We start from the raw sequence: 26,256 nt of genomic DNA, 5'->3' as shown, positions 1-26,256 counted from the left end.
TGTTATTTTTTTATTAAGGAGGTCTATATGGTTTCTATTCAGTTATATGATGAAAAAAAAGTAAAAGATGTTGCAATGCTTGCCGGTAAAATATTATTGGAGTCTGGTGCTGAAACCTACCGAGTTGAAGATACAATGACCCGTATTGCCTCACACTATGGTTTACACAATACACATAGTTTCGTAACGCCCACAGCAATTATATTTTCACTCAATGAAAAAAGTTCTACGCGATTATATCGTATTTCCAGTCGTACCACCGATCTCGAAAAAATCTCAGAAGTTAATGATATTTCCCGTGCGATTACGAGTGGAAACGTGACGTTAGAAGCCGCGAAACTAGCATTAGATGAATTGGAAAAAGCAAATCTGCAATATCCATTTTGGTTAAAAGTATTATCGAGTGCGCTTGTCTGTGCATTATTCCTTTTAATGTTCAAAGGTCAACCTGCAGATATTGTACCCGCTTTTATTGCTGGAGCGATTGGGTATTTTGTCTGTGATTATTTTAGTAAAATATATAAAATCCAGTTTTTCGCAGAATATGCCGGTGCGATGGCCATCGCACTTTTCGGATTATTCTTTGTAAATTATATATATAAAGGGGAATTTGATAAGATTATTATTTCAGCAGTGATGCCCCTTGTACCAGGGGTACCGATAACAAATGCTATACGTGATATGATGGCGGGTCAATTAATAGCTGGTATTTCTAAAGGGGTAGAAGCTGCCTTAACCGCATTTGCCATCGGTGCAGGTGTTGCCACAGTTCTTATAATATTCTAGGAGGATTAATCGATGACGTTATTATTTCAAACAATCATTAGTTTCTTTGCATCTGTATTTTTTGCAATCGTATTTAATGCTCCGCGTAAACTACTGATGGCATGTGGATTTGTCGGTGCAATTGGCTGGATGGTATTTACGATTGCAGAATCTACAAAACTTACTCTTGCTGTCGGTGTATTTTTAGGATCCCTATCGCTCAGTTTATGTGCACATCTTTTTGCGAGATATTATAAACGTCCTGTAATTATCTTTAACGTTGCAGGTATTATTCCACTCGTACCAGGAGGCGTTGCCTATGATGCAACAAAGAATCTTATTATTTCGGACTTTAGTGAAGCATTAGCGAAAGGTATGGAAGCCACACTTGCATCTGGTGCAATTGCATTCGGATTATTAATCGCAGAAATATTGTTCCAGACATTTCTTAAAGGTTATTCCCGTTTTAAATATAATAAACATCGCAGAAAGAAAGGTCAAAAACCAATCAAACTATAAATCGCATTTATTTTTAGTTTTCTATTTTCAAGAAAATTAAAAATAAGTGTGATTTTTTTGACATTTAAGATTAAAATAATTATATTAACTTATATTCACAACAGGAGGATTACAAATGAAAGATAAATTAATTGAACGATTAACACGCTATGTAACAATTGATACGCAATCGAATGCAGCAAGCACTACTACGCCATCAACAGAAAAACAATGGGATTTACTTAACTTGTTACAAAATGAAATCGAATCTTTAGGTCTTGAAACTGATATCGATGAATATGGTTATTTATTTGCTACACTACCAGCAAATACAGACAAAGAAGTACCGACTATCGGGTTACTTGCACACGTTGATACTGCTACTGATTTCACAGGGACGAATGTGTCTCCACAAATTATCGACAACTTTAATGGAAAAGATATTACCTTAAAGAGTGGTTTAGTCATTGAAAAAGCAAAGTTCCCTGAACTAGAAATTTATACAGGTCATAAATTGATGACAACTGACGGAACAACACTTTTAGGTGCTGATAATAAAGCCGGAATTACTGAAATCATGACAGCAATTGAATACTTAATCAATCATCCAGAAATCAAGCACGGAAAAATTCGTTTCGGTTTCACTCCTGATGAAGAAATTGGTCGCGGACCGCACAAATTTGATGTTGAACGTTTTGGTGCACAATTTGCATATACTATTGACGGTGGACGTCGTGGTGAATTGCAATATGAAAGCTTTAACGCTGCAGGTGTTGAAGTTGAATTTAATGGTGTTAACGTGCATCCAGGAAGTGCGAAAGACAAAATGGTTAACGCATTAAACTTAGCTGTGCGTTTCCAAAGTACATTACCTGAGCAGGAGCGTCCAGAGCATACAGAAGGATATGAAGGATTCTATCACTTAATGGATATGAACGGTAACGTCGAACATGCGAAACTTTCATACATTATCCGTGATCATGACCGTGAAAAGTTCGAAGCACGTAAAGCAACTATGGAAGAGATTATTAAATCATTCCAAACTGAATATGGTAATGATGCAGCGAGCATTTCAATTAAAGATCAATACTTCAATATGGGCGAGAAAATCACACCTCATAAAGCGCTAATCGATGTACCGTTAGAAGTTATGAAATCATTAAATATCGAACCAATTGTTGAACCGATACGAGGGGGTACAGATGGTAGTCAGTTATCATTTATGGGGTTACCTACTCCAAATATCTTTACAGGGGCTGAAAACTTCCATGGACCATATGAATACGTATCAATCGATGATATGGAAAAATCAGTGATGACGATTGTTGGTATATTAGCTAAATTTGAAGAAATCGCATAAATCATATAAAAAGGGAAGAGGGCTAAGACTTATGTCTCACCCTCTTCCCTTTTAATAAATAATTATTGTTTTCTTGTAGCCATCACAATTTGCTTTGCAGTATTCTGTAATTGAATACCGATTTGAATATCTTCAGTATCCGAGCTTACTTCAGGATAAATATTAAGCTCAATCGCTTCTTTATCATTACTCATTTGCTTATATTGTTTTCCACCCATTAAATATATGTTTATCTTATCAGGATTCTGCAGCTTATTAATTTCACTAACGACTAGTGAACCCGTCGTTTCATTCACACTTCCACCACCATATATCACCATATCTGCTTCGTTTATCAAACTGCCGATGTGTGTACGCATAAAAATTAGTTCAGCAGATGTTTTCGTCTTAGCATTGAATAGCTGTTCAAACACAGCGCGAAGGCCACCACCATCGCCACCATAAATTGAAGCATTTAAATCAATACCAAATTTCTTAAATTGCTCTGAAATATACCAAATACTATTATCTATAGTCTGTTTCGTTTCAAAATCAAACTCACTATTCGCAATATGACTTTCTTTACCATATATCTTATACTGGTGGTCACTCACTACTGTAAATGAAACTTCTTTTAAACGATCATCCATATCACCCAACTCAATATGTCTAATTTCTTTTAGATCACTCTGTTTAAGTGGACCATCTATTAATATGTAATCTCGATTATAGAATTTTACACCGAATGCATTGAGCATCCCAAGACCTGCATCAAAAGTGGTGATGCCACCAATTGATATGATAAATGATTTTACCCCCATATCTAACCCTTGTGTAATCAATTGGCCAAGACCATAACTCGAAGCTGCTAATGGATTTTTACTGCTTAAAATCGTCTTTCCATCAATGAGCATAGTGTCCTGTTCTAAAATAGCCACTTCTACTTCAATCGGCATTAATAAATCACTGCTGACATTTCGTTTAATTTTACGACCTTTTTCCCATACTAATAAAGCGTCTATCATATTTTTATCGCTCTCAAATAACGGGACCATTACGATATTTGCAGTATTATCAACTGCTTTAATACCATCAAAAACATATTGATTCGCGTGATGAGAGAATAAAATATCAAAAAATGAATCCATAGCAACTAATATCTTCATCTTTTCCTCCAAAATAAATAACTAATAGTAGCACTATTAGTTAATATAATTATTATTTATTTCTGAATCTTCTTCACTATTCTTCTGCTTTAGAAAGATTAGCAATTGTTATATTTTTATGACTGTCATGCCACATAACTTCTCCATTATTAAAGTAAAATGCTTGAGGTGATTCATGTTTGATGTTTGTCTTCGCTTCAATATAATTGGATAAATCACGTGCATCCTGAACGATTAAATAATATGCGTTAATATCGCGTTCATAAGCAAAATTATCAAATTGATCATATGCACTCGCAGATATTGGGCATGTGTTTGAATGCTTCAGAAAAAATACCTTACTATTCGATTCAAGCATCTCTTCAAACTGTTCAATCGTATTCAATTTTATAATCATGATTTCACCCCATAATTGTGCTTTCGATTTTTAAAATATATCATGGTAAGATTATTTTTGCAATGTATTATTTAATATTACCCCTATCTCAAATAATTACACATTGGTATAATGACTTTAACAAATATTTGGAGGTTACACGATGAACAACAATAAATTCCCTCTTAAACGCTGGACCTTTATCGATACATTAAATACTTGCGTTTTAATTTATGTGTTACTCTTTTTTAAGGATATTAATAAAAATCCTACGCTTACTATCGTTATATTTATTGCAATAGCAATATGGATATTAACCGTGATTGCAAAGAATATCATTATTTCTAAGCATGATAAAAATGAAACACTCAAATAAAAGTATAAAAGGCAGTTGCCTTTTATACTTTTATTGTTTTGCTTCTAAACTATTTAAAGCATCATAATACTTTTCATCAATCGACTTAATATATTTCGTATTTTCTAAAATATTTTGAATCGGTAATTTTTGAAGTTCACTTCCTGTCTTCATGGCAACTTTGCGTTCTTTATAATAATTAATTAAACTGTAATATGTTTCAATTGTAGCTTTGCGCATCCCGATTACATTTTTAGATTTCAGTTTCGTTTGATTCAATTTATTGACGCTTGATTTTAGTAATGGAATTAACGTTTCATCAATATACTCTTGTTTCTCGTTCACACTTCCACTTGATGTTAAATAGGCTACTTTTTCTTTTAAAATATCGCTATTGTCATTTACTAATTTAGTTAATGTATCAAAATCTTCGGACTCATTACTATTGCTTTCTGCTTTTTTTGCATACTTTTCATTTAAAGCTTTATTTTTTTCAAATACTTTCGTATATTCTAAAATTTTTTCATTGGATAATATTGACTGATTAAATAGCTTCATATATCGATCAAGTTCAGAAATGAATTGTTTCTTTTTATTTAAGTTTCTCACGTATATACTATGAACATCTTTAACTTCTTTCGTATCAGGATTAACGGCCATAACTTTTTTCTCATAAGCTTTAAGTTGTGGTTTTATTTTTTCATTGATATCTAATTCAATCTTTTTTAACTTTTTCTTTTTCTCTTCTGTAACTTCTGAGCCTAGTAATTGGTCGGCTTTATCCAATCCTAAACCATCGATTTGTTGAACCAGTTTCTTTTCTTCAGATTGTACATCTTTCATTTGAGCTTTATAATCATTAATATCAGACTTTACTTTATTACCGCAACCTGCAATAACTGTACTTATAAATAATATTAATACAATAGAATATAATTTTTTCATATATGCTCTCCTCAATATCAATATTATACCTAATTTAGCCGAGAAATAAAACCTACATTCATTAATCAAAGGGCTATAGTTACTTATGAAAGGAAAAATGGTACATGCAAAAACAGAAACCAATACTTACAATCAATAATAGAACAGAACAATACAGAAAAAAATTTGAAGAGATTAATAAAATGCTAATCACACTATTAGACACTCCTATTATCAAAACATTGCATATCGGTTCTACTTCCGTAGACGGAGCCTTAACAAGTGGTATTATTGATATACTTGTTGTAGTAAAAAGTTTGCATGCAATGACAACACTTGATGAAAAACGTCTAAACCTGCAACACTTTTATCGATTACATCACCCCTATCAAAAGAAGTGTGTATATGCACAGTTTAGTGATTTACAATCACTAACTGAAGTTGTGCGTTTACATATCGTAGAAGAAGACAGTAAAAAATTAAATCATTACTTAACTGGCCAAGCTATTTTAATAGAACAAATTCAAGCGTTTAATCAATATAAGAAAGATCTTAATCATGAAATTTCTGTGAAAGAATATGAAAATAAAAAGTCAGAATGGTTCAAACGTAAACTGTCAGTTTAAAATCATTCCTTTAACTGATATAATTAAGTTTGAATTCACCGAAAGGGCGTAATAAGAATGCAAGTAACTGAAATATATAATCAATTGACTACAATTATCGATCCTATCCATATTAAAATGAATGAACCATTAAAAAATTACACGTATACAAAAACAGGTGGTAATGCTGATATATATATTACGCCGATAAAATATTCCGAAATACAAAAAACAATTCAGTACGCTAATGAACACAATATAACAGTAACTTTCCTAGGCAACGGATCAAACATTATCATCAGAGATGGTGGCATACGTGGTATCGTTATTAGCCTGCTCGGATTAACGGATGTACAGGTTGAATACGATACGATTATTGCCAGCAGTGGTGCAGCGATTATCGACGTATCACGTATTGCACGCAACCATCATTTAACAGGATTAGAATTTGCCTGTGGAATACCTGGTTCTGTTGGTGGGGCAGTTTATATGAACGCTGGTGCTTATGGCGGAGAAGTTAAAGATGTTATTGAAAGTGCCACTGTAGTCGATCAGCACGGAGAAATCCTTACATTAACGAATGAAGCGCTAGCCTTAGATTACAGAACTAGTATTATTCAATCAGAACATTATGTCGTACTTGAAGCAACATTTAAATTACAACGTGGCGATATTAATTTAATACAATCTCAAATGGATATCTTAACAGAACGTCGTGAAGACAAACAACCATTAGAATATCCTTCTTGTGGTAGCGTTTTTAGAAGACCACCAGGACATTTTGCCGGTCAACTGATACAAGAAGCTGGGTTACAGGGCTATCGTATCGGAGGCGTGGAAGTCTCTAAAAAGCATGCTGGTTTTATTGTAAATGTCGATAATGGTACTGCAACAGATTATGAAGAAATGATTGCGCATGTACAAAAGGTCGTATTAGAAAATAGTGGTATTGAATTACAGCCTGAAGTTCGCGTTATTGGTGATAAGATTTAAAGGGATATGGACACGCGTGTCCACATCCCTTTTTATAATACAATAATAAATTTTAGAACTTATTCAACAACGATATCTGCATTAGGCATCGTATGTTGATTGTGTGCAGTCACATGACTGATGACATTATAGTTTCCTTTTTCTTTAAATGTATATTCTAAAGTATATACGCCATCTTTAGCTTTTTTAACTTTTTCTTTCACAGAATTTTTCATATCTTTATCTTTAATGATTTCAAACATGACTTCATCCGCTTCGTTTACAAAAGTCTTACCATGTTTAACCGTTGCAGTTATCTTCACTGAATCACCTGCTTTTGCTTTAGCAGGCACCTTTAAATCAACAGTTAAAGGTGTTACTGATTTAGATTCTGAATGCGTTCCGTGCCCTTCATGACCTTCTTGTTGTGTTTCCTGACCACATGCAGTAAGCATTAATGCACTTGCTGCAATGATGAATAATTTCTTCATAGTTATCCCCCTAAAATTTAATGTCCATATAATTATCATGAACTTCATTCTGTTATTCAATGAACAAACTGTGACAAAGCATAAAAAAACAAGCTAATGCAAAATTTGTCATTAGCTTGTCAAATTAATTTAATTTTCGAAGACAAAATCTTCATCAGTCAAAGCTTCAACATTTAATGCTATAACATATCCATCACCTTTTACACTAAAGAAATCGTGATTTTTCGTCGATGTATTTAAAGCATTTTCAATGATCGGATTAAAATCCTTTTCGTTAAAGTATGGTTCGAATCCTAAATTCGCTAAAGCTTTATTCCCATTGTATTGTACATAGTTTAAGACATCTTCAGTTAAACCTACACGATCATACAACATCTTTGTATAGCTTTCTTCATTCGCATATAACTTTTGAAGCATATCATACATATCTTTATCCGCTCGTAGCTTCTCATCATCTGTTAATTCATTGCGCAGACTTTGTGCGTCAAGACCTGTAAACACACCGTGAATAGATTCATCAAGTAAAATTTTTCGGATAATTTCTCCTGAAGTTGTCATTTTCCCTTGTCCAGCTAGGAATAATGGGTAATAGAACCCACTATAGAATAAAAATGTCTCAAGAAATACTGATGCTACACGTGCCATGTACTGATCATATATAGAGGCATCTTTAGCCCATAATTTATGGTAACGACCAACGATTAAATCGGATTTAAATTTAAGATGTGGTTCATTAACTACCCAGTTGTCTAATAAATCATTTGTTTCAGAAGACGGTAGTAATGTTGTAAAAATATGTGAATAACTCTTCGCATGAATTTGTTCCATCATGCCCATAAATGAGTACACTGCCTTTTTACGTAAATCCTGTGTGTGTAATCCGATTAACGGCATACCATCATCTGCCTGATGCGTATCTAGCCCTGTTAAACCTGCAAGTGCATGATTAAACGTGTACTTCTCATCTTCAGTTAGTTCTTTCCAGCTTGCAATATCTTTTGATACTTTAAATTCAGATTCTACCCACATTTGTGAGATATTTTGACGCCAGAACATATTCGTCATATCTTCTTGTGTATTCCAGTTAACAGCTTTCATTTTGTCAGTCCTTTGTATAAGTGATTTTAAAAGCAGTAATAAGAGACCTTGCGGTCTCTTTATAATTTAATTATTCATTGTAGTTATCGTTTATTATTAATACAGATATTACACTGCACAGCTTGTACATTCTTCTACACTTAATAATTTATTACGTGTATAGTACAGAGATTTTAACCCTTTATGATGCGCATAGACATAAAGTCTAGATAATTCTCTTGTAGAAATATCAGAGTTAACAAATAAAATTGTTGATATCCCTTGATCCACGTGCTCCTGAATTGTTGCGATTAAATCAATCAATTTCATTTGGTTCGTATTGAATGCTGATTTATAGAACCACATAGACTCAGGAGATAAGAATGGCATTGGATAGAATGTCTCTGCATTACCATATGTTCTACGTTCAATCTGATCAACTATCGGCATTACTGAACTTGTTGCATTTTGAACATATGAGATACTTTGCGTTGGTGCAATCGCTAAACGGTATGCATGGAATAAACCATTTTTCATCACAGCTTCTTTTAATGTCGTCCAGTCTGCTTGTGTCGGTACATCCATACCTTCAAATAAAGCTTTCACTTTATCTGATTTCGGTGCATAATCAGTCGTTTCATATTTCACGAAGTACTCACCTGTTGCATAGTTTGATTTTTCAAAATCTGCATAACGTTCGTTGCGTTCCATCGCAATCTGCATTGAACGTTCAATTGAATAATAGTTCATCATCATAAAGAATGTTGCAGCAAATTCCTTCGCTTCTTCACTTTCATAGCCAATTTTATTTTTTGCTAAGTAACCGTGTAAGTTCATCACACCTAACCCTACAGAATGTAGTTCACGGTTTGCTTTTGCAACACCAGGAGCGTTCTTAATATCAGCAGCATCACTAACTGTCGTTAATGCGTCCATACCGATATGTACTGAATCCTGGAATTTCTTAGATTCCATAACATTAACGATATTAAGTGAGCCCAGGTTACACGAAATATCACGTTTAATTTCATCTTCTGTACCATAATCATTAATCACTGAAGTTTCTTGTAACTGGAAAATTTCAGTACATAAGTTACTCATCTTAATTTGACCGAGGTTAGAATTTGCGTGAACTTTATTCGCGTTATCTTTAAACATTAAGTAAGGATACCCTGATTGTAATTGTGTTTGGGCGATTAAGTTTAACATCTCACGTGCGTCTTTTGATTTCTTCATCACATTCGGATTTTGAACAAGCTCTTCGTACATTACTTCGATATCTAAATCGTCTAATGTTTGCCCATATTCACGCTCTACAGTATGCGGCGCAAACATAAAGAATTCTTTTCCTTCTTTAGCGAGTTCAAAGAATTTCGATGGAACGATTAATCCAGTAGAAATTGTTGATAATCTTAAATCTTCATCCGCATTTACTTTCTTAGTGTCCAAAAATTCTAATACATCATAATGGAAGATATTTAAATATACAGCACCAGCACCTGGGCGTTGTCCTAATTGATCAGCATAGCTAAATCCACCTTCTAAAGCTTTCGCTACAGGTAACACACCTTTTGCTACACCTTTAATACCTTTAATAGCTTCACCACGTGCACGTAACTTTGATAAGTTAATCGCTACACCGCCACCAATTTTAGATAATTGTTTCGCTGTGGAATCGATATAGTTGATTGAATTTAGACTGTCATCTACTTCAAGTAAGAAACAAGACACTAGTTCACCACGACGCGCACGACCTGCATTTAAAAATGTCGGTGTCGCCGGCTGATAACGCTGTTCAATCATTGCAGAAACTAATGCTTTTGCTTTTTCTTTATCGCCTTTTGCTAAGTATAATGCAACGATAATAACGTGTTGTTTATAGTCCTCTAAATATTGTTTCTTATCGTTTGTCTTTAATGCATAATCTTTAAAGAATTTACTTGCAGACATGTAACTTGCAAACTGGAAAGGAATGTTCTCAGCATATTTAATGATTTCCATTAAATCTAATTCCGAATATTCTTCAAACAAATTATAGTAAAAATCCTGATCTACTAAAAAACGTAAACGCTCTAATGGCGTGTCAAAATGGATTGTAAAGTCATGAATTTCTTCTAAATAAACAGCTAATGCCTCCTGATCTTTCTCTAGATCAAAGAAACCATCTTCACGGCGCTTTGTAACCTGGTTATTTAATTCAATATGATTGTATTGTTTCTCTTCTACTGTTTTCATAACATTCTTCCACCTTTTTATTAAATAATTCTACGTCTCGATTATTTCCATGAAGTTCAAACTTCATAAGAAGCGGAACGTGGTATGTTTCACTAATCGTATCACCAGCTTTGGCGAAGTTTTGTCCCCAATTACGGTTTCCACTTCCTACTACTGCCGTTAAATGAAGATGATATCTTTCTAAAAATTGCGATACTGCATCTGGAACTTGTCCAAAACCAATAGTACCAGTGACGATGATAAATGGTTCTGCCACACCTTCTTCCATGGCAGTTTCAAGAGGTATCACACGAGGTTGTCCTGACTTTTGAATAAAACGACGCACATTCCCTGTTAATGAATAATATACAATTAACATTGGCCTCACTCCTAACTGTAAGGAATGTCACTAAAAAATACATGAAACATTTCAAACCAATAATGTATGTATTATGAAACGTAATTTTCTATTTTTAGTTTAATATTATCTTGTGTTGTTTTTCTTTTTTAACACAAGATATAGTGGTGCGTTCGAAACACACACACAAGATATACGATTAATTATAGCACTTAAAAATTGCTTTTCAATCTTAACAACTCCAAAAAAAATTAATTTTAATGTTGACTTTTTATCAAATTTTTTAATCCATTGATACGACTATATTTAATTGACTTGAAAATTTGTAAGGTTAATAATGAAATTTAATTCTATAAAATTCTGTTGAAATTTCATTTAAAAAATGATAATAAATAACAACTTCTCTTCACTAAAGGTGTATATATGTCTTTTTACATATATCGAGATATCTATTATAATAGAACAATCAAAAATATCGGAGGCAGAAAATGACTGGCAGACAAAAAGAAGAACTACAAGATATCACATTACTCGGTAATCAAAATAATAAATATCTTTATGAATACGATCCATCAATTTTAGAATCGTTCGATAACAAACACCAGGGCAGAGATTATTTCGTAAAATTCAATTGTCCTGAGTTTACAAGCCTTTGCCCTATTACAGGTCAACCTGATTTTGCAGCCATCTATATCAGCTACATCCCAAATATAAAGATGGTCGAGTCAAAATCTCTCAAACTTTATTTATTCAGCTTTAGAAATCATGGTGACTTTCATGAAGACTGTATGAATATTATTATGAATGATTTAATTGATCTTATGGATCCACACTACATCGAAGTATGGGGAAAATTCACGCCACGTGGTGGAATTTCAATTGATCCTTATACAAATTACGGACGTCCAGGGACGAAATATGAAGAGATCGCGAATTATAGATTAATGAACCATGATCTATATCCTGAAACAATTACTAATAGATAAATTTCCTTTTTTAAAATGATTACCATTCAAAAAGTTGAATTGTCTTAAAATTAAAATAAGTGTATTATATATGAATAGTTTATGTGTATAAACTATTCGTCTTTTATTTGTACAACTTTATTTGAAACAAGGGGGAAATGGTATGGCGCAACACACGCGCGAAGAAGTGGTCAACAGTATGCCGAGAACAGGTTTCTTCGGTCATCCTAAAGGTTTATTCACTTTAATGCTGACTGAGTTCTGGGAAAGATTTAGTTATTATGGAATGAAAGCTATTCTTTTATTCTATCTTTATTATTCTGTGAATAAAGGTGGATTTGGATTAGATGAAGGATTTGCGATGCAAATTGTATCTATCTACGGTGCATTAATTTATATGAGTGGTGTTATCGGTGGATGGTTAGCTGATAGATTCATCGGTACACGTAAAGCAATACTATATGGCGCAATCCTTATCATGATTGGTCACATACTTTTATCTTTACCAAACAACTTCACTTTATTACTTATTGCATTGTTATTCATCATTTTGGGTACAGGATTATTAAAACCAAATATTTCAACAAATGTAGGAGAATTATACGAAAAAAATGATCCAAAGGTAGATTCAGCATTTACACTATTTGTTATGTCAATTAACATGGGTGCATTAATTTCACCATTACTTGTTGGCTGGTTACAAGATAATGTAGGCTTCCATTATGGATTTGCAGTTGCAGCTATTGGTATGTTCTTCGGATTAATCATCTTTATGTTACGTTCTAAACAAACATTAGGACTTTCAGGGTTAGATGTTCCTAATCCAGTGACGGAAGCTGATAAAAAGAAAACAATTACAATCACTGGTATCGTTATAGCTGCATTCCTGCTTTATTTCTTAGTTACAGGCCTTATGGGTAATTTATCACTTGAAAGTTTTATGAACTTTGTAACAGTACTTGGAATGGCGTTACCATTCTATTACTTTATTACAATGATCGTATCGAAGAAAACTACGAGAGATGAAAAAGCACGCGTATTTGCATATGTGCCCCTTTTCTTAGCATCTGTTACATTCTGGTCTATTCAGGAACAAGGATCAACAGTACTTGCACATTTTGCTGATAAAAATACGCAGCTTAATCTAGGTGTCTTAACAAATAATGCAATTAATTTTAAAATCCCGGCAGCGTGGTTCCAGTCACTTAATCCTTTATTCATTGTAACTTTAGCACCATTATTTGCCTGGTTATGGGTTAAACTCGGACGATTTAATCCACCGACAGTCATTAAATTCAGTATCGCGCTATTCCTAGCGGCAATAAGCTATTTAGTAATGGTTTATCCGTTAACACATAATGGCGATCAGTTAATGAATCCAGGTTGGTTAATCCTTAGCTATCTTCTAGTAACAATGGCTGAGCTTTGCTTATCACCTACGGGTTTATCCGTTACTACGAAATTAGCACCACAAGCTTATACATCACAAATGATGAGTGTATGGTTCCTGGCAAATACAGTAGCACAATTAGTTAACAGTAAACTTGTACTTTATTATGAAGCTGTAGATAATCACCAGTACTTTAACAATATCGGTTTAGTAACACTTGCTATAGCTGTTGTTTTATTGCTTGTCAGTCCATTTATGAAAAAATTCATGCGTGGTATTCATTAATAAAGAATCAATTACTATTGAAGCATACGATTAAGTATGCTTCTTTTTTTATTGCAATATATTATTTTTATAAATATATAATTGTAAAAATAATGATTGTTACAAACAATTGAACAATTCTTGTTTAGAAAATTTCGACTATTAACTGAAAGATTGAATGTGACAATAATAATGGTAAAATAATATTCTAAAATAATATAAATTTTCGAAATATTTATAAATCGAAAGGGATGAAAAAATGAAGTATACAAGAGAACAGATGGTTGAAAGTGTGCCTCAAACCGGTTTCTTCGGCCATCCGAAGGGGTTAGGAATTCTTTTCTTCGTAGAATTCTGGGAACGTTTTAGTTATTATGGGATGAGAGCGATATTAGTTTACTACATGTATGATACTGTAGCTAACGGCGGTTTAGGAATGAGTGAAACTACAGCTGCGAGTATTGGATCAATGTATGGTGCTTTAATCTTTATGACTGGTATATTAGGTGGATGGCTTGCTGACCGAATATTAGGTTCAAGACGTGCCTTACTATACGGTGCGACACTTATTATGCTGGGTCATATTGCAATGAGTTTACCATTTGGTATTCCTGCATTTTTAGCTTCAATGTTTTTAATTATTGTTGGATCAGGTTTAATGAAACCTAATATTTCAAATGTATTGGGTGGTTTGTATCACAAAAATGACAACCGTATGGATGCTGGTTTCGTAATTTTCTATATGTCAGTGAATATGGGTGCATTTTTATCACCATTAATAGTTGGTGAACTACAAAAGCAATATAACTATCACATCGGGTTTTTAGCCGCTGCGATTGGTATGGCATTAGCTTTAATTGCATATGTTATCTTTAACCGTAAATCTCTAGGTTTAGTTGGTGTTGAACCAACACACATTCTTGAAGGTGAAGAAAAATCAAAATATAAAAAATTATTTTCAATTGGATTTTTAGTCATCGTTTTACTTGTTGCTATTGGTATTTATAGTGGATTCCTTACCTTTAATACTTTCTCAATAATAGTAACGATTCTAGGTGTAGTTCTTCCAATCATTTACTGGACAACAATGTATCGTAGTAAAGATGTAGATGATATCGAGCGCTCTCGACTAGTTGCATATGTTCCATTATTCTTAGCGAGCGTTATGTTCTGGTCTATTCAAGAGCAAGGTGCTAATACGTTAGCAATATTTGCTGCGAAATTTACTCAGCTCGACCTTAATAAAGTTTCAGGAATTGATTACTTAGTACCTGCAGCATGGTTCCAGTCACTGAATCCATTATTTGTTGTCGCTTTAGCACCTGTCATTTCTGCTTTATGGTCTAAATTAGGTAAATATAATCCATCTACTCCGATTAAATTTGCGATAGGAATATTAATGGCAGGTATCAGTTTCTTAATCATGGTTATTCCTGCCCAAGATGCAAGTTCTACGAATTTAATTAACCCAATGTGGTTAGTTGCTTCATTCTTTATCTGTGTCATCGGTGAACTTTGTTTATCACCAACAGGTTCTTCAACGTCAGTTAAATTAGCACCTGTTGCGTTTAACTCTCAAATGTTAAGCTTGTGGTTCCTATCAAATGCGACAGCACAAGGTATTAACGCTCAATTAGTTAAATTAATCGAGCCACTAGGTTATGCGAACTACTTCTTATTTATCGGAAGTTTAGCAATAGCATTGTTTGTTATTATTTTCTTATTAAGTAGATTTATCTCTAGAAAGATGCAAGGTATACACTAATTAATCTTGCCTAACCAATAATTATATAAAGATAAAAGATAAGGACATTGAATATTTTTCAATGTCCTTATCTTTTATTTTTTATATTAATTTAGCTTTTTCAAGCAACTCTTCAATAAAAGTGTCTTTTACTTTTTTCATGCGTCTTTTCTCTACAATCTTTTCATAGAATGGCATATCCAATTCTTCTAACTTCTTACCATCATTTAATACCGAAATAGCATGAAGTAACATGCGTATATCATATACTGAACCAAAAACTTCTGGTACACCACGATCTTTATCAAGCAATTTATAAACTGCTTCCATTGCGGTTCTTACAGAATATTCCGTTGCAAATACTGTGTGTTGTTACTTTTGCTTTTTATCGGTGGATACTTTCTCAATAATCATCAAGAATCGAAAAAAATTAAAATAAAAGCTCGAAAGATGCAATAGCGTTTAATGTGAAACTGCATCTTCAGTGCTTATTTATTTTATAGTGATTTATACCATTCAGCAGCATGCTGTACTTCTTCTTGTGTTAGAGAATGTCCTGATTGATGCCAGAAAATCTCAACATCTGCACCAGCCGCTGTTAATGCTTGTGCAAGTTCTTCAGTTTCTTGTCTCGATGATATTGGATCATTCACCCCAGCACCGATAAATACTTTCTTACCTGTTAAATCAGGTAATTCAATATTACGAAGTGGTACCATCGGGTGGAATAGAATTGCTGCATGTAATGCATCTTTATCATGATACATTAAACTTGCTGCAATATTTGCACCATTAGAGTATCCTACTGCTACAACATTATTACGGTTTAAATTATTCTCCTGAGCAGTTGTTGTAATAAAATCATTAAGTTCGTGTGTACGTTTCACTAAATCTTCTTCGTCGAATATACCTTCAGCGATTCTGCGGAAGAAACGAGGCATACCTTGCTCACTGACATTTCCTCTTACGCTTAATACGTTTGCATCATTATCTATTAAACCACTAAGAGGTAACATGTCTTGTTCATTACCACCAGTCCCATGTAATAATAACAATGTTGTATCATTATTACCGTTGTTTATAATATGTTTCATCGTCATATTAATCTCCCTCTCTTCTTCATTAAAGAAGTGTTATTTAATATTATTCCCCTGCTGTTGCAAGTATATCATCATATTTACTATCATTTGTCATAACCTGTTTCGCAAACGGGTATACAGGTATAACTTTCAAATTGTTTTCTCTCGCATAATTTGCTGCAAAATCTACTAGAGATTGACCGACATGTTGCCCTTACAGTTCGCTAGACAGTACAGTATGATTTATAATCATATGACCTTCTTTAGATTGAAAATAAGTCATTAACGCTTTAGGTGCATGTACATGACCGATATACATCTGGACCTGTTCTTATCACTGTAGTAGGATAAATTTCCTCAAAATGATCGTCTCTTGTAAATGTCAATCCACCACTAGAACAACTTATTACTTCTGTAATTTCCTCTTTCGATGCATTGTAACATCAATTCAGGGTCGTTTATTCACATCGAAAACTTGTGGTAAACCTTCCCTACATTCAGTACCATGTATACATCTAGAAGCTTCGAAATGAACTGTAATGTCATTATTTTGATATGATTTAATAAATATAAAACGGGAATAGTAGGATATGATAAAATATTGAGAATGGGGTGAAACTTTATGCAAAAATTTAAAACAGGTATATTATTCTATCATGATCATGCCGGCCAAGGCGATGTACATCAAATCATCGGTGAAGTATCTAAAAGTTTAACAAGATTTATCGACCATTTAACAATTTATCGCAGTGTAGAACAAGGTGAAATATATACTTACTTAAAAGAAGGTAAATCAGATTTTGATATTTATCTTATCTTAGGTGGGGATGGTACTGTACATGAACTCATCAATGGTATTATCGATGGGGATCACCATGTTCCAATCGGTATACTGCCTGGCGGTACATTTAATGACTTTACAAAGACTTTAAATCTCTATCCAAACCCAGTAAGAGCGGTAGAGCAATTATTAACTGCAGAAGTGAAATATTATGATGTTATGCAAACGAATGAGCGATATGCACTCAACTTTGCAGGAATGGGTCTTATCGTTGAAAATTCAAATAGTGTTAATCCTGATGCTAAAAGTAAAATCGGGAAATTCAGCTATCTTTTTTCAACGATAAAAAATGTTACAAACCCAACTTTCTTTAAATATGATATCGAGATTGATGGTACAAAATATCATGGAGAATCTTCTATGATTGTTGTAGCGAACGGTGCTTTCGTCGGTGGTAATAAAATTCCTTTAATTGAACTATCACCTAATGACGGCAAGCTAAATGTATTTATCTTCAAAGAAAGTGGTTTGAAGCTATTTACTGAAATGATTGCTATGAAGTCAGAAATTAACTGGAATGAAATCAGCCAGAATATCGAACATTATTCGGGAGAAAATATTACGATCAATACAAATAAAGCGATGGATGTCGATGTGGATGGCGAAATTGATCTTGAAACACCACTTTCAATTCAAGTAATACCTAGTAAACTTAAAATACTCACGGCAACAGATCGTGTTGTTATCAATGAATAATATTTAAGGCAAGTGACTTTTGTCACCTGCCTTTTATTTTTATATTAGATTAACGCATTAATCTTCAAAGAAATACTTTTCAACATCCAGCCAGCTCTTCATTCTGTCGTATTCCTTTATACTTTGGTTATGCACAGCGTCAAAGATTAGACCAGTACCTTTAAAAGCTGCCAGTTGTCTTGGGTTATCATCAATTAAATAATCTGTTCCTACAACACCTTTATTACCACAGAAAATGAAATGCTGAGGATCTAAAAATGGAAAGTGTTCGCGTAACCATTCATACTTCGCATCAAATGAAGTTGGAACATCCATCGCTGCTGTTGCAATATAAACATCAAAATGCTCATTTAATTTTTCAACGACACGAATTGCATCAGGTAAAACTTCTAAATCTCTAAAAAATGCACGATCAAGTAATAATTCATCTAGTTTATCGACATGCTCTGGATATTCAGTACGCAATTTTTTCTCATATAAATCTTCTTTCGTTAAAGACATTCCCGTACTTTCATTAAATTGAAAGATTACTTTCTTTAGCGTATCAGCTAATACTTCATCCATATCAATTGCAATTGACTTTTTCATTCTTACACCTCATTTATATTTTTAAAGAAATTTATCGCTTAATTTCTATTATAAATCAATGCATTAAAAAAGCTAAACGATACGTTTACCATATCGTTTAGCTTAGTATTATTCACCAAAGAATGCTGTTAAGGCAGCATCAATCTTTTTATTATCCTCAATTTGTCCAATGGTTACGCGAACACCAATTGGCATAGGACGAGATATGACACCATGTTGAATGAAAGTGTCAAACAACGCTTGTGGCTGATTTGTCTTAATAAAGATAAAGTTCGTCTGACTCGGCAGAAAATGTTTGCTGTATGGTTTTGCAAATAATTGCTCACGTTGTGCTTTATTTAATGCAACATATTTCTTTAAATGGGCCTGATCTTCTAAAGCAGTAATAGCAGCCAGTAAAGACAAAGTAGTAACATTAAAAGGTAGCTTTACCTTATTAAATTCACTTACGTATGCTTTCGAAGTCATTGCGTAGCCTACACGCATTGCTGCTAATCCATACGCTTTAGAAAATGTACGTAATATAATTAAATTTGGAAATTCTTTTAATAACTTGACGCCATCCGGATAATCTTTTGCATCTACAAATTCAAAGTAAGCTTCATCTAACACAACAGTAATTGATTGAGGTACTTTACTTAAGAATGTTCTTAATTCAGTTTCAGTTACATACGTTCCAGTAGGATTATTCGGATTACAGATCCATATTATATTCGTATTATCTGTTATCGCTTCCGCCATTGCATCTAGATCAAAGTAACCATCTTTTAGTGGGACTGTTTTTAAATGTGTACCTTCAATTAATGCATGTGTAGCATACTGTACAAAAGTACCTTCACTTGTTAAAACGTCGCCTTCAGGAACCAGTACTGCTCGAGATATCGACATAATGACTTCATCAAGACCTGCACCGACAAAAATCTGTTCAGCCGGTACATCATAAAATGCAGATAATTTTTCTTTTAATGCATTGGCTTCTGGATCTGGATAATAATTTAAACCTGTCAAAGACTTTGCTAACATTTCTTTTACTTTAGGCGTTGGGCCAATTGGATTTTCATTTGAAGCAAGTCTGCTAAATTCACCTTCATAACCGGTCTTACGCTTTAAAGCTTCATCAGATAATCCAGCCGAATACACTTGTAATGATTTTAATTGTGGTTTCAAAAATATCCCTACCTTCTCTAATATATAAAAGTATATTAGAATCATGATATATGAAATGACAATTTGATACAAATATTTCGATGATCTGACCTTTATTACCTAATCAGTTTTTCTTTCTTTAAATACGCACGCGCTATACTTTCCGGTGATTTATTCTCATAAGTTACAGCATAGTTCATCGTCTGCATTTCTTCATCAGTGATCTTACCGGCTAATTGATTGAGTGCCTTCACCACTTCCGGATGTTCTTTAATCGTTTCATCTTTTAATAATGGTGCACCTTGATAAGGAGGGAATAGATGTTTATCATCTTTTAATACGACCATGCCATATTTTTTTAATTCAGCATCGGTAGAATATGCATCAATCAGATCAATTTTTCCTTGCTCGATTGCCTGATAACGAATTTTCGGTTCCATCGTTCTTACATTATCAAACTTAATACCATATTTCTTCTGAATCCCTTTATAACCATCCAAACGATCGTTAAATTCTAAAGTAAACCCTGCACGGACTGTGGATTCTACTTTTTGTAGATCACTGATTGATTTCAATTGATATTTATCTGCATATTCTTTTTTTACAGCCAGTGCATACGTATTATTATATTGCATTGGCTTTAATAGTGACATCTGATACTTTTTATTGATACTATCATTTGCCTGTTGATATACTTCTTTTTCAGTCGTAAATTTTGCATCTTCTTTTGTAATCTCACCTAATACTGTCCCCGTAAATTCCAGGTAACCATCAATATCATCTGATTTCAAAGCGTTAAATAAGAACGTTGTTTTACCCATACCAGGTTCAATATCAACATTAACATCGGTCTTGTCTTCAATGATTAATTTATACATGTTGGTAATGATTTCTGGTTCTGTACCTAATTTCCCTGCAAATTTCATTTGATTATCCTTCTGGAAGAATAATGGCCAAATCGCGACTAATAGAAATGTTAATAACAGTAATCCAGTGACAATCATCATCTTACGATAACTTAATTTCTCCATACGTTTTAGTACAAAATCAAATAACAGCGCAAGTAAGGCTGCAGGTATTGCACCGAGCAATAATATATTCATATTATTTCTATCGATACCCAGTAAAATTAAATCTCCCAGACCACCGGCACCGATAAATGCTGCAAGTGTTGCTGTACCTATGATCAGCACCATAGCAGTTCTTATACCAGCCATAATAACAGGCATAGCAAGTGGAATTTCTACATTTTTTAACTGTCGGTATGTATTCATACCAATACCTTGTGCAGCTTCTTTTAAAGAAGGATCCACTTCTTTAATACCAGTATACGTATTACGCAGGATGGGTAGTAAGGCATAAATTACTAAGGCAATAATAGCAGGAACTCGACCAATACCGAAAAACGGTATCATTAAACCAAGCAGTGCTAATGAAGGTATTGTCTGCATGATAGCAGCAATATTAATAATTGGTTCAGCGATTTTTGTATGTCTTGTTAGCCATATACCAATCGGAATAGCGATTAAAGTTGCAATCAGTAAAGCAATAAATGATATTTGAATATGCTCAAATAATGTTTGTAGCAATTCCCATTTACGTTCTTGAAAAGTATTAATAAATGCCTTCATTATTTCGCCTCCTGACTTAATTTTTTAAATACATTGTCACGCGAAATAACACCGATTGTTTGTCCCGCTTCAGTAACAGTCAAATATTCATGCTGACTTAATAGTATAAACATTTCTTTAGCAGATGCATTGGCATCAATAGCAGCAGTAGTAACAACATTTCTATCAGATTCAATATAATTGCGTACGTATGTAACATGATTTGCATTATCACCGATAAATGATTTTACGAATTCATTGTTTGGATGATTGATAAAAGATTCTGGTGTACCAATCTGCTCAATATGTCCTTCGTTCATTAAACAAATACGATCTCCTAATTTCAATGCTTCACTAATATCATGTGTAACAAAAACGATTGTCTTATGTATTTCTGATTGCAGGCGAATTAAATCATCCTGTAACTTCTCTCTTGATAATGGATCAAGTGCGCTAAAGGGTTCATCCATCAGTATAACAGGTGGATCAGCCATTAAAGCACGGACTACACCTACACGTTGTTGTTGTCCTCCTGACAGTTCACTTGGATATCTGTTTTTAAATTCAGCAGCAGGTAAACCAACCATATCAAGCAGACGATCCGCTTGTGCATCTATCTTATCCTTAGACCATTTCTTCATCAATGGCACCTGACTAATATTTTCTTTAATCGTCATATGCGGAAATAATGCTATTTGCTGTAGCACATAACCAATATCCCAGCGCATTTGATCTAGTTGATAATCACTTATCGGTCTATCTTTAAAATAAATATATCCTTTCGATAATGGTATCAATCGATTGATCATCTTAAGCGTCGTTGTCTTGCCACTACCGGAAGGACCAATTAAAACAAAAAATTCTCCTTCAGCAATATCAAAGGAAATATTATCAACAGCAATTTTATCATTATACTGCTTTGTCACATTTTCAAAACGTATCATATGCCACCTCTTAAAAAGTTAATGTTTAACTTATAGCCTATTATATTGAATTAAAACATATATTTTTTTAAAAAAAGACATGACAATTGCTTGTCATGCCGAATATGTTTTGATTGCGTCAATAAATTCTGGACAGTAATGTTTTAATTTATATGATCCTACACCTTCAATAAGAATCATTTCATCTTTTGACACTGGTTTTTTCGTGGCAAATAACTGCAACGTATGATCTGAAAATATCGTAAATGGCGGCACAGATAAATCATCAGATAAACGTTTACGCACATCCTTTAAAGTTTTCAGTAATATTTCATCCACTGTTTCAATCGTAGTGATTTTTACACGTTCATTATAAGATGCGTGCTTGTAATATGTCATCACCTGCTTATCTCCGGTTAATATTTCCCTAGCACTTTCGTGACAAAATAGTTTACCTTGCTGTTCAATGATATATCCATTGAATAATAACGTTTCGATAAATGACTGAATTGCATTTGTAGGATAATCTTTCAATAATCCAAATGTACTGAGCTGATGGTATCCCGGATGCGTCACTGAATCATCTTCCTCACCATGCAATACTTTAGTAATCAATAATTTATGAACCGGTTGCTTTATACGAATCATACAGCTTAATATTTTCTTTGCTTCAGTCGTCATATTATAATTTTCTATTTCATGTATACAGTTAGAACATTTCCCACATTTATTAAGATGTTCATCAGGGTTAAAATAATGAATAATGGTCGACTGTAAACATTGTTTCGTCTTTGTATATGCGATCATCTTGTTTAGCTTTTCTTTTTTTAGCTCCTGCACATTTTCATCATTGCTCGTCTCGATAAAAAACTGCTGTAATTTAATATCCTGCTCACCAAACAAGAGTAAACATTCACTATCTAATCCGTCCCGTCCCGCACGACCTGCTTCCTGATAATAACTTTCGATGTCCTGAGGTAGATTATAATGGACAACGTAACGCACATTGGATTTATCGATACCCATGCCAAAAGCATTGGTAGCAATCATGACTTTAACATCATCTTTAACAAACTTTGATTGATGTTCATCTTTCATATCTTTATTTAAACCTGCATGATAGATGACATGATCAATAGCTTCTAAATGTAGCACTTCACTTAAACTTTCGACTTGTTTTCTCGTATTGGCATATATAATGCCTGAATCTTCTTTATGTGTTCCAATGAATTCTAATAGTCGCTTTTGCTTCTGATACGTTGGGTCGATCATAAACTTTAAATTATCGCGTTTCGTACTTGTTTCAATCACATATTGGTTTTCAATATGTAATAAATTACATATATCTTCTTTGACATCCACAGTTGCTGTTGCAGTAAGCGCCATTATAGTAAACGGATGCGGTAAGCTCATTACAGCTTTGATCGATTCGCGATAGCTTGGTCTAAAGTCGTGTCCCCACTTTGAAATACAGTGTGCTTCATCAAAAGCTATCAAATTGATATTTAATTGGTACAACAAATGAATAAACTGACGTTGATTAAATCGTTCAGGTGCCACATAAAGAAACTGATAATCACCGTTGATCAAACCCGTTTCTATCTGTTTTGTTTCCTTTATTTTTTGTGTTGAATTTAAAAATGCTGCATGAATACCACTCGCATTCAAGCTATCAACCTGATCTTTCATCAAAGAAATCAAAGGACTTATCACAAGCGTTAATCCGCCTTTTAATATGCCTGGTATTTGATAACAGATTGATTTACCTCCACCTGTCGGCAAAATACCTAATGTTGCATGATTATCCAATGCATTTTGAATCAATTCGCTTTGACCAGGTCTGAACGTTTCATAACCATAGTACTCTTTTAATACTTTCTCCATGATTTACTCCATTCGCTCACTTAATTCGTCCCATTCTTCATAGTATGTTTCATATTCCTCTTCCAAAGCCTGTCTTTCATTCGTTAATTGATTGAGTTTATCATAATTTGTCGTCTCTGCTGCAATGGATTGATCGATTGCTTCTAACTTAGTTTCCAGTGTTTCAATTGCTTCAGATAGAAACTCAAAACGACGTTTATCTTTATAAGATACACGTGTTGATTGCTTAGCTTGTTCTGGCATTGCTTTCTCCTGAACAAGCGCATCCTGTTTCTTCTGCTCATCTGCTATTTGTTTAAAACTTAAATAATCGTTAAAATCTCCAAGTACTTTATCAATATGCTGATGATTAACAAACCAGTATGTATCCACTACTTTATTTAAGAAGTAACGATCATGACTAACAGTAATGACTGCACCACTAAAATTTTCTAAATAATCCTCTAAAATCGTTAATGTCTCTGTATCAAGATCATTTGTCGGCTCATCCAGTAATAAAACATTTGGTCCTTCAATCAATATACTGAGTAGATATAATCGTTTACGTTCTCCACCACTTAAACGATGAATATATGTACCATGCATACTTGAAGGAAATAAGAATCGTTCAAGTAGTTGGGTAACAGATATTTTTTCTCCAGTCGATGTCGTTGCAGCTTCTGCCTTTTCACGCAGGAAATCTATGACACGTAAATCCTGATTTAACTTAACATCTTCCTGTTTATAATAACCGAGCTTTACTGTCTGACCTGTGATCATCTCTCCGTATGTTGGCTTCATTACGTTTGCAATAATATTTAGCAATGTAGATTTTCCAGTACCGTTTTGTCCGACGATACCGATACGATCTGATGTTTGAACGATTGTGCTGAAATCTTTAAATAAGATTTTATCTTCAAACTGCATTCCGATTGATTCGAATTCAAAGACTTGTTTCCCTAAACGTTTGTGCGCAAGATTGATTTCCATCGTCTCTTTCGTTTGATGCTGTTTAACTTTATCCTCAATATTTGCGAAACGGTCAATACGTGCCTGTTGTTTTGTAGTACGTGCCTTTGCTCCTTTTCGCATCCAGTCCAGCTCTTGTTTATATAGCTGTCTCTCTTTTTGTTCCTGTTTGCTTTCAATGATTTCTAATTCTGCTTTGTGTGTGATGTAATCGTTGTAATTACCTTTATATAAATAAAGTTTTCCGTTTCTTAGTTCGACGATACGATTCGTTACTTCATTCAGGAAATAACGATCATGTGTCACAACTAATACAGACTTTTTATACTGTTTAATAAATGTAATCAACCAGTGAATCGATTCGAAATCAAGATGGTTTGTAGGTTCATCAAGCAGTAATAAATCTGGTGCTTTTAAAAGTGACTTCGCAAGTGCTACACGTTTTTTTTGACCACCAGAAAGTGAGGTAATGGGCTGAGACAAATCTTTTATACCAAGTTTCGTTAAGATTGATTCTGCTTCAGCACGATAACTGAAACCATCAAGCTGTTCTATTTGTTGTTGAATAATACTTAACTGTTCAATAAGTTGATCATTCACTTCTGTTTCCATTTGCTTGAGCAATGCATCGTACTTTTTAAATTTCTGCATAACCGGATGTGTTTCATCGATAACGTTATCTACGATCGAAAGCGACTCATTTAACACTGGTTGTTGCGCTGCGTACTCAATTGTAAAATCTTTCGGATGCGTTACTACGCCATGGTGATCTTCTATTTCTGCAATACATTTCAGAAGTGCACTTTTTCCTGTTCCATTTATACCTACAAGTGCAATTTTATCTCCAACAGATATGCTTAATGATATATCATCAAATACTGTTTTAAGACCGTATTGTTTAGTTAAATTTTCTATTTTATATGCTTCCATATTCGCTCTCCTCACATATAATACATTTCAATATCTCACAGTATGATATTCAAATTTGATATTCTGGTTTGTTTTTTTATGATATATTAATGTATTATAAACTTCAGT

The 26,256-nt window shown here is 33.7% G+C and carries 25 protein-coding genes and 2 pseudogenes; 10 read left to right on the top strand and 17 right to left on the bottom strand.

Going from position 1 to position 26,256, the window contains the following annotated elements; genetic code table 11:
- The first annotated feature begins 27 nt into the window (after positions 1-27).
- From KFV12_RS03845 to pepT, 3 genes are all read left to right on the top strand, one after another.
- Positions 28-786 (top strand): threonine/serine exporter family protein, encoded by a 759-nt coding sequence (locus KFV12_RS03845; protein WP_254257346.1) that lies wholly within the window; start codon positions 28-30, stop codon positions 784-786.
- Between the two features lie 12 nt (positions 787-798).
- The gene (locus tag KFV12_RS03840) at positions 799-1,284 is read left to right on the top strand and encodes a threonine/serine exporter family protein (protein WP_111714285.1); all 486 of its coding nucleotides are present in this window, start codon (positions 799-801) and stop codon (positions 1,282-1,284) included.
- 115 nt (positions 1,285-1,399) lie between these two features.
- Positions 1,400-2,623 (top strand): peptidase T, encoded by a 1,224-nt coding sequence (gene pepT / locus KFV12_RS03835; RefSeq protein ID WP_254257345.1) that lies wholly within the window; start codon positions 1,400-1,402, stop codon positions 2,621-2,623.
- 62 nt (positions 2,624-2,685) lie between these two features.
- On the opposite strand, the gene KFV12_RS03830 is transcribed toward pepT, so the two are convergent.
- On the bottom strand, positions 2,686-3,768 hold the full coding sequence (locus KFV12_RS03830; RefSeq protein ID WP_254257344.1) for a glycerate kinase: 1,083 nt from the start codon (positions 3,766-3,768) through the stop codon (positions 2,686-2,688).
- Positions 3,769-3,844: 76 nt separating this feature from the next.
- Entirely contained in the window at positions 3,845-4,165 is a 321-nt protein-coding gene (ytxJ, locus tag KFV12_RS03825) for a bacillithiol system redox-active protein YtxJ (protein WP_111714282.1), read from the bottom strand.
- Positions 4,166-4,307: 142 nt separating this feature from the next.
- Here ytxJ and KFV12_RS03820 point away from each other — a divergent pair, with 142 nt between their 5' ends.
- Positions 4,308-4,520, top strand: coding sequence for a hypothetical protein (locus KFV12_RS03820; protein WP_111714281.1), 213 nt, complete (start codon positions 4,308-4,310; stop codon positions 4,518-4,520).
- Between the two features lie 30 nt (positions 4,521-4,550).
- On the opposite strand, the gene KFV12_RS03815 is transcribed toward KFV12_RS03820, so the two are convergent.
- Positions 4,551-5,444 carry an EMYY motif lipoprotein gene (locus KFV12_RS03815; protein WP_254257343.1) on the bottom strand — a complete coding sequence of 298 codons (894 nt, stop codon included), beginning with the start codon at positions 5,442-5,444 and terminating at the stop codon, positions 4,551-4,553.
- Positions 5,445-5,548: 104 nt separating this feature from the next.
- On the opposite strand from KFV12_RS03815, the gene KFV12_RS03810 reads away from it, so the two are divergent.
- Positions 5,549-6,049, top strand: coding sequence for a GrpB family protein (locus tag KFV12_RS03810; protein ID WP_254257342.1), 501 nt, complete (start codon positions 5,549-5,551; stop codon positions 6,047-6,049).
- Between the two features lie 57 nt (positions 6,050-6,106).
- Positions 6,107-7,021 (top strand): UDP-N-acetylmuramate dehydrogenase, encoded by a 915-nt coding sequence (gene murB, locus KFV12_RS03805; protein WP_254257341.1) that lies wholly within the window; start codon positions 6,107-6,109, stop codon positions 7,019-7,021.
- A gap of 59 nt (positions 7,022-7,080) precedes the next feature.
- Here the strand turns inward: murB and KFV12_RS03800 are convergent, their stop codons facing one another.
- From KFV12_RS03800 to nrdI, 4 genes are all read right to left on the bottom strand, one after another.
- Positions 7,081-7,491, bottom strand: coding sequence for a FixH family protein (locus KFV12_RS03800; RefSeq protein WP_111714277.1), 411 nt, complete (start codon positions 7,489-7,491; stop codon positions 7,081-7,083).
- A 129-nt stretch (positions 7,492-7,620) separates the two neighbouring features.
- Entirely contained in the window at positions 7,621-8,589 is a 969-nt protein-coding gene (gene nrdF / locus KFV12_RS03795; RefSeq protein WP_254257340.1) for a class 1b ribonucleoside-diphosphate reductase subunit beta, read from the bottom strand.
- Positions 8,590-8,697: 108 nt separating this feature from the next.
- On the bottom strand, positions 8,698-10,803 hold the full coding sequence (nrdE, locus tag KFV12_RS03790; protein ID WP_111714275.1) for a class 1b ribonucleoside-diphosphate reductase subunit alpha: 2,106 nt from the start codon (positions 10,801-10,803) through the stop codon (positions 8,698-8,700).
- Entirely contained in the window at positions 10,766-11,161 is a 396-nt protein-coding gene (gene nrdI, locus KFV12_RS03785; protein ID WP_254257339.1) for a class Ib ribonucleoside-diphosphate reductase assembly flavoprotein NrdI, read from the bottom strand. The genes nrdE and nrdI overlap by 38 nt, the downstream gene beginning before the upstream one ends.
- A gap of 467 nt (positions 11,162-11,628) precedes the next feature.
- On the opposite strand from nrdI, the gene queF reads away from it, so the two are divergent.
- The 3 genes from queF to KFV12_RS03770 all read left to right on the top strand — a co-directional run bounded on the left by queF (position 11,629) and on the right by KFV12_RS03770 (position 15,524).
- On the top strand, positions 11,629-12,126 hold the full coding sequence (gene queF / locus KFV12_RS03780) for a preQ(1) synthase (RefSeq protein ID WP_096077122.1): 498 nt from the start codon (positions 11,629-11,631) through the stop codon (positions 12,124-12,126).
- Positions 12,127-12,268: 142 nt separating this feature from the next.
- Complete coding sequence (locus KFV12_RS03775; protein WP_254257338.1) at positions 12,269-13,780, top strand: peptide MFS transporter; 1,512 nt, start codon at positions 12,269-12,271, stop codon at positions 13,778-13,780.
- A 238-nt stretch (positions 13,781-14,018) separates the two neighbouring features.
- Positions 14,019-15,524, top strand: a complete 1,506-nt coding sequence (locus tag KFV12_RS03770) for a peptide MFS transporter (protein ID WP_111714272.1) — start codon at positions 14,019-14,021, stop codon at positions 15,522-15,524.
- Between the two features lie 81 nt (positions 15,525-15,605).
- Here the strand turns inward: KFV12_RS03770 and KFV12_RS03765 are convergent.
- From KFV12_RS03765 to KFV12_RS13355, 4 genes and pseudogenes are all read right to left on the bottom strand, one after another.
- A pseudogene (locus KFV12_RS03765) lies at positions 15,606-15,869 on the bottom strand (oleate hydratase); the annotation flags it as partial.
- Positions 15,870-16,000: 131 nt separating this feature from the next.
- Positions 16,001-16,597, bottom strand: coding sequence for an alpha/beta hydrolase (locus KFV12_RS03760; RefSeq protein WP_254257622.1), 597 nt, complete (start codon positions 16,595-16,597; stop codon positions 16,001-16,003).
- Between the two features lie 49 nt (positions 16,598-16,646).
- Positions 16,647-16,784, bottom strand: a pseudogene (locus tag KFV12_RS13270) (GNAT family N-acetyltransferase); the annotation flags it as partial.
- 246 nt (positions 16,785-17,030) lie between these two features.
- Positions 17,031-17,210 carry a (4Fe-4S)-binding protein gene (locus tag KFV12_RS13355; RefSeq protein ID WP_367304765.1) on the bottom strand — a complete coding sequence of 60 codons (180 nt, stop codon included), beginning with the start codon at positions 17,208-17,210 and terminating at the stop codon, positions 17,031-17,033.
- On the opposite strand from KFV12_RS13355, the gene KFV12_RS03755 reads away from it, so the two are divergent.
- Positions 17,205-18,119, top strand: coding sequence for a diacylglycerol/lipid kinase family protein (locus KFV12_RS03755; protein ID WP_254257337.1), 915 nt, complete (start codon positions 17,205-17,207; stop codon positions 18,117-18,119). The two genes, KFV12_RS13355 and KFV12_RS03755, sit on opposite strands and share 6 nt — an antisense overlap.
- 57 nt (positions 18,120-18,176) lie before the next feature.
- Here KFV12_RS03755 and KFV12_RS03750 read toward each other — a convergent pair whose 3' ends face one another.
- From KFV12_RS03750 to KFV12_RS03725, 6 genes are all read right to left on the bottom strand, one after another.
- Entirely contained in the window at positions 18,177-18,707 is a 531-nt protein-coding gene (locus KFV12_RS03750; RefSeq protein ID WP_099580267.1) for a 5' nucleotidase, NT5C type, read from the bottom strand.
- Positions 18,708-18,815: 108 nt separating this feature from the next.
- A complete protein-coding gene (hisC, locus tag KFV12_RS03745) occupies positions 18,816-19,874 on the bottom strand; it encodes a histidinol-phosphate transaminase (protein ID WP_199798204.1) in 1,059 nt (352 codons plus the stop codon).
- Positions 19,875-19,969: 95 nt separating this feature from the next.
- Complete coding sequence (locus KFV12_RS03740; protein WP_254257336.1) at positions 19,970-21,484, bottom strand: ABC transporter permease/substrate-binding protein; 1,515 nt, start codon at positions 21,482-21,484, stop codon at positions 19,970-19,972.
- Positions 21,484-22,407: an ABC transporter ATP-binding protein gene (locus tag KFV12_RS03735; RefSeq protein WP_254257335.1), complete on the bottom strand. Its 924-nt coding sequence runs from the start codon at positions 22,405-22,407 to the stop codon at positions 21,484-21,486. The genes KFV12_RS03740 and KFV12_RS03735 overlap by 1 nt, the downstream gene beginning before the upstream one ends.
- Before the next feature lie 93 nt (positions 22,408-22,500).
- On the bottom strand, positions 22,501-24,273 hold the full coding sequence (gene recQ, locus KFV12_RS03730) for a DNA helicase RecQ (protein WP_254257621.1): 1,773 nt from the start codon (positions 24,271-24,273) through the stop codon (positions 22,501-22,503).
- The gene (locus tag KFV12_RS03725; protein WP_111714264.1) at positions 24,274-26,148 is read right to left on the bottom strand and encodes an ABC-F family ATP-binding cassette domain-containing protein; all 1,875 of its coding nucleotides are present in this window, start codon (positions 26,146-26,148) and stop codon (positions 24,274-24,276) included. It lies immediately after the preceding gene.
- Positions 26,149-26,256 lie beyond the last annotated feature (108 nt).

The organism is Macrococcus epidermidis, assembly GCF_024205965.1.
GTDB classification, from domain to species: Bacteria; Bacillota; Bacilli; order Staphylococcales; family Staphylococcaceae; genus Macrococcoides; species Macrococcoides epidermidis.
The sequence above is the reverse complement of the archived record's forward strand: the minus strand, read 5'-3'. Positions and strand labels throughout refer to the sequence as shown.

What these genes read in the sequence shown, in the direction of transcription:
- KFV12_RS03845 (WP_254257346.1), top strand. Translation starts at nt 28, where the DNA reads ATGGTTTCTATTCAGTTATATGATGAAAAAAAAGTAAAAGATGTTGCA.
- KFV12_RS03840 (WP_111714285.1), top strand. Translation starts at nt 799, where the DNA reads ATGACGTTATTATTTCAAACAATCATTAGTTTCTTTGCATCTGTATTT.
- pepT (WP_254257345.1), top strand. Translation starts at nt 1,400, where the DNA reads ATGAAAGATAAATTAATTGAACGATTAACACGCTATGTAACAATTGAT.
- KFV12_RS03830 (WP_254257344.1), bottom strand. Translation starts at nt 3,768, where the DNA reads ATGAAGATATTAGTTGCTATGGATTCATTTTTTGATATTTTATTCTCT.
- ytxJ (WP_111714282.1), bottom strand. Translation starts at nt 4,165, where the DNA reads ATGATTATAAAATTGAATACGATTGAACAGTTTGAAGAGATGCTTGAA.
- KFV12_RS03820 (WP_111714281.1), top strand. Translation starts at nt 4,308, where the DNA reads ATGAACAACAATAAATTCCCTCTTAAACGCTGGACCTTTATCGATACA.
- KFV12_RS03815 (WP_254257343.1), bottom strand. Translation starts at nt 5,444, where the DNA reads ATGAAAAAATTATATTCTATTGTATTAATATTATTTATAAGTACAGTT.
- KFV12_RS03810 (WP_254257342.1), top strand. Translation starts at nt 5,549, where the DNA reads ATGCAAAAACAGAAACCAATACTTACAATCAATAATAGAACAGAACAA.
- murB (WP_254257341.1), top strand. Translation starts at nt 6,107, where the DNA reads ATGCAAGTAACTGAAATATATAATCAATTGACTACAATTATCGATCCT.
- KFV12_RS03800 (WP_111714277.1), bottom strand. Translation starts at nt 7,491, where the DNA reads ATGAAGAAATTATTCATCATTGCAGCAAGTGCATTAATGCTTACTGCA.
- nrdF (WP_254257340.1), bottom strand. Translation starts at nt 8,589, where the DNA reads ATGAAAGCTGTTAACTGGAATACACAAGAAGATATGACGAATATGTTC.
- nrdE (WP_111714275.1), bottom strand. Translation starts at nt 10,803, where the DNA reads ATGAAAACAGTAGAAGAGAAACAATACAATCATATTGAATTAAATAAC.
- nrdI (WP_254257339.1), bottom strand. Translation starts at nt 11,161, where the DNA reads ATGTTAATTGTATATTATTCATTAACAGGGAATGTGCGTCGTTTTATT.
- queF (WP_096077122.1), top strand. Translation starts at nt 11,629, where the DNA reads ATGACTGGCAGACAAAAAGAAGAACTACAAGATATCACATTACTCGGT.
- KFV12_RS03775 (WP_254257338.1), top strand. Translation starts at nt 12,269, where the DNA reads ATGGCGCAACACACGCGCGAAGAAGTGGTCAACAGTATGCCGAGAACA.
- KFV12_RS03770 (WP_111714272.1), top strand. Translation starts at nt 14,019, where the DNA reads ATGAAGTATACAAGAGAACAGATGGTTGAAAGTGTGCCTCAAACCGGT.
- KFV12_RS03760 (WP_254257622.1), bottom strand. Translation starts at nt 16,597, where the DNA reads ATGAAACATATTATAAACAACGGTAATAATGATACAACATTGTTATTA.
- KFV12_RS03755 (WP_254257337.1), top strand. Translation starts at nt 17,205, where the DNA reads ATGCAAAAATTTAAAACAGGTATATTATTCTATCATGATCATGCCGGC.
- KFV12_RS03750 (WP_099580267.1), bottom strand. Translation starts at nt 18,707, where the DNA reads ATGAAAAAGTCAATTGCAATTGATATGGATGAAGTATTAGCTGATACG.
- KFV12_RS03740 (WP_254257336.1), bottom strand. Translation starts at nt 21,484, where the DNA reads ATGAAGGCATTTATTAATACTTTTCAAGAACGTAAATGGGAATTGCTA.
- KFV12_RS03735 (WP_254257335.1), bottom strand. Translation starts at nt 22,407, where the DNA reads ATGATACGTTTTGAAAATGTGACAAAGCAGTATAATGATAAAATTGCT.
- KFV12_RS03725 (WP_111714264.1), bottom strand. Translation starts at nt 26,148, where the DNA reads ATGGAAGCATATAAAATAGAAAATTTAACTAAACAATACGGTCTTAAA.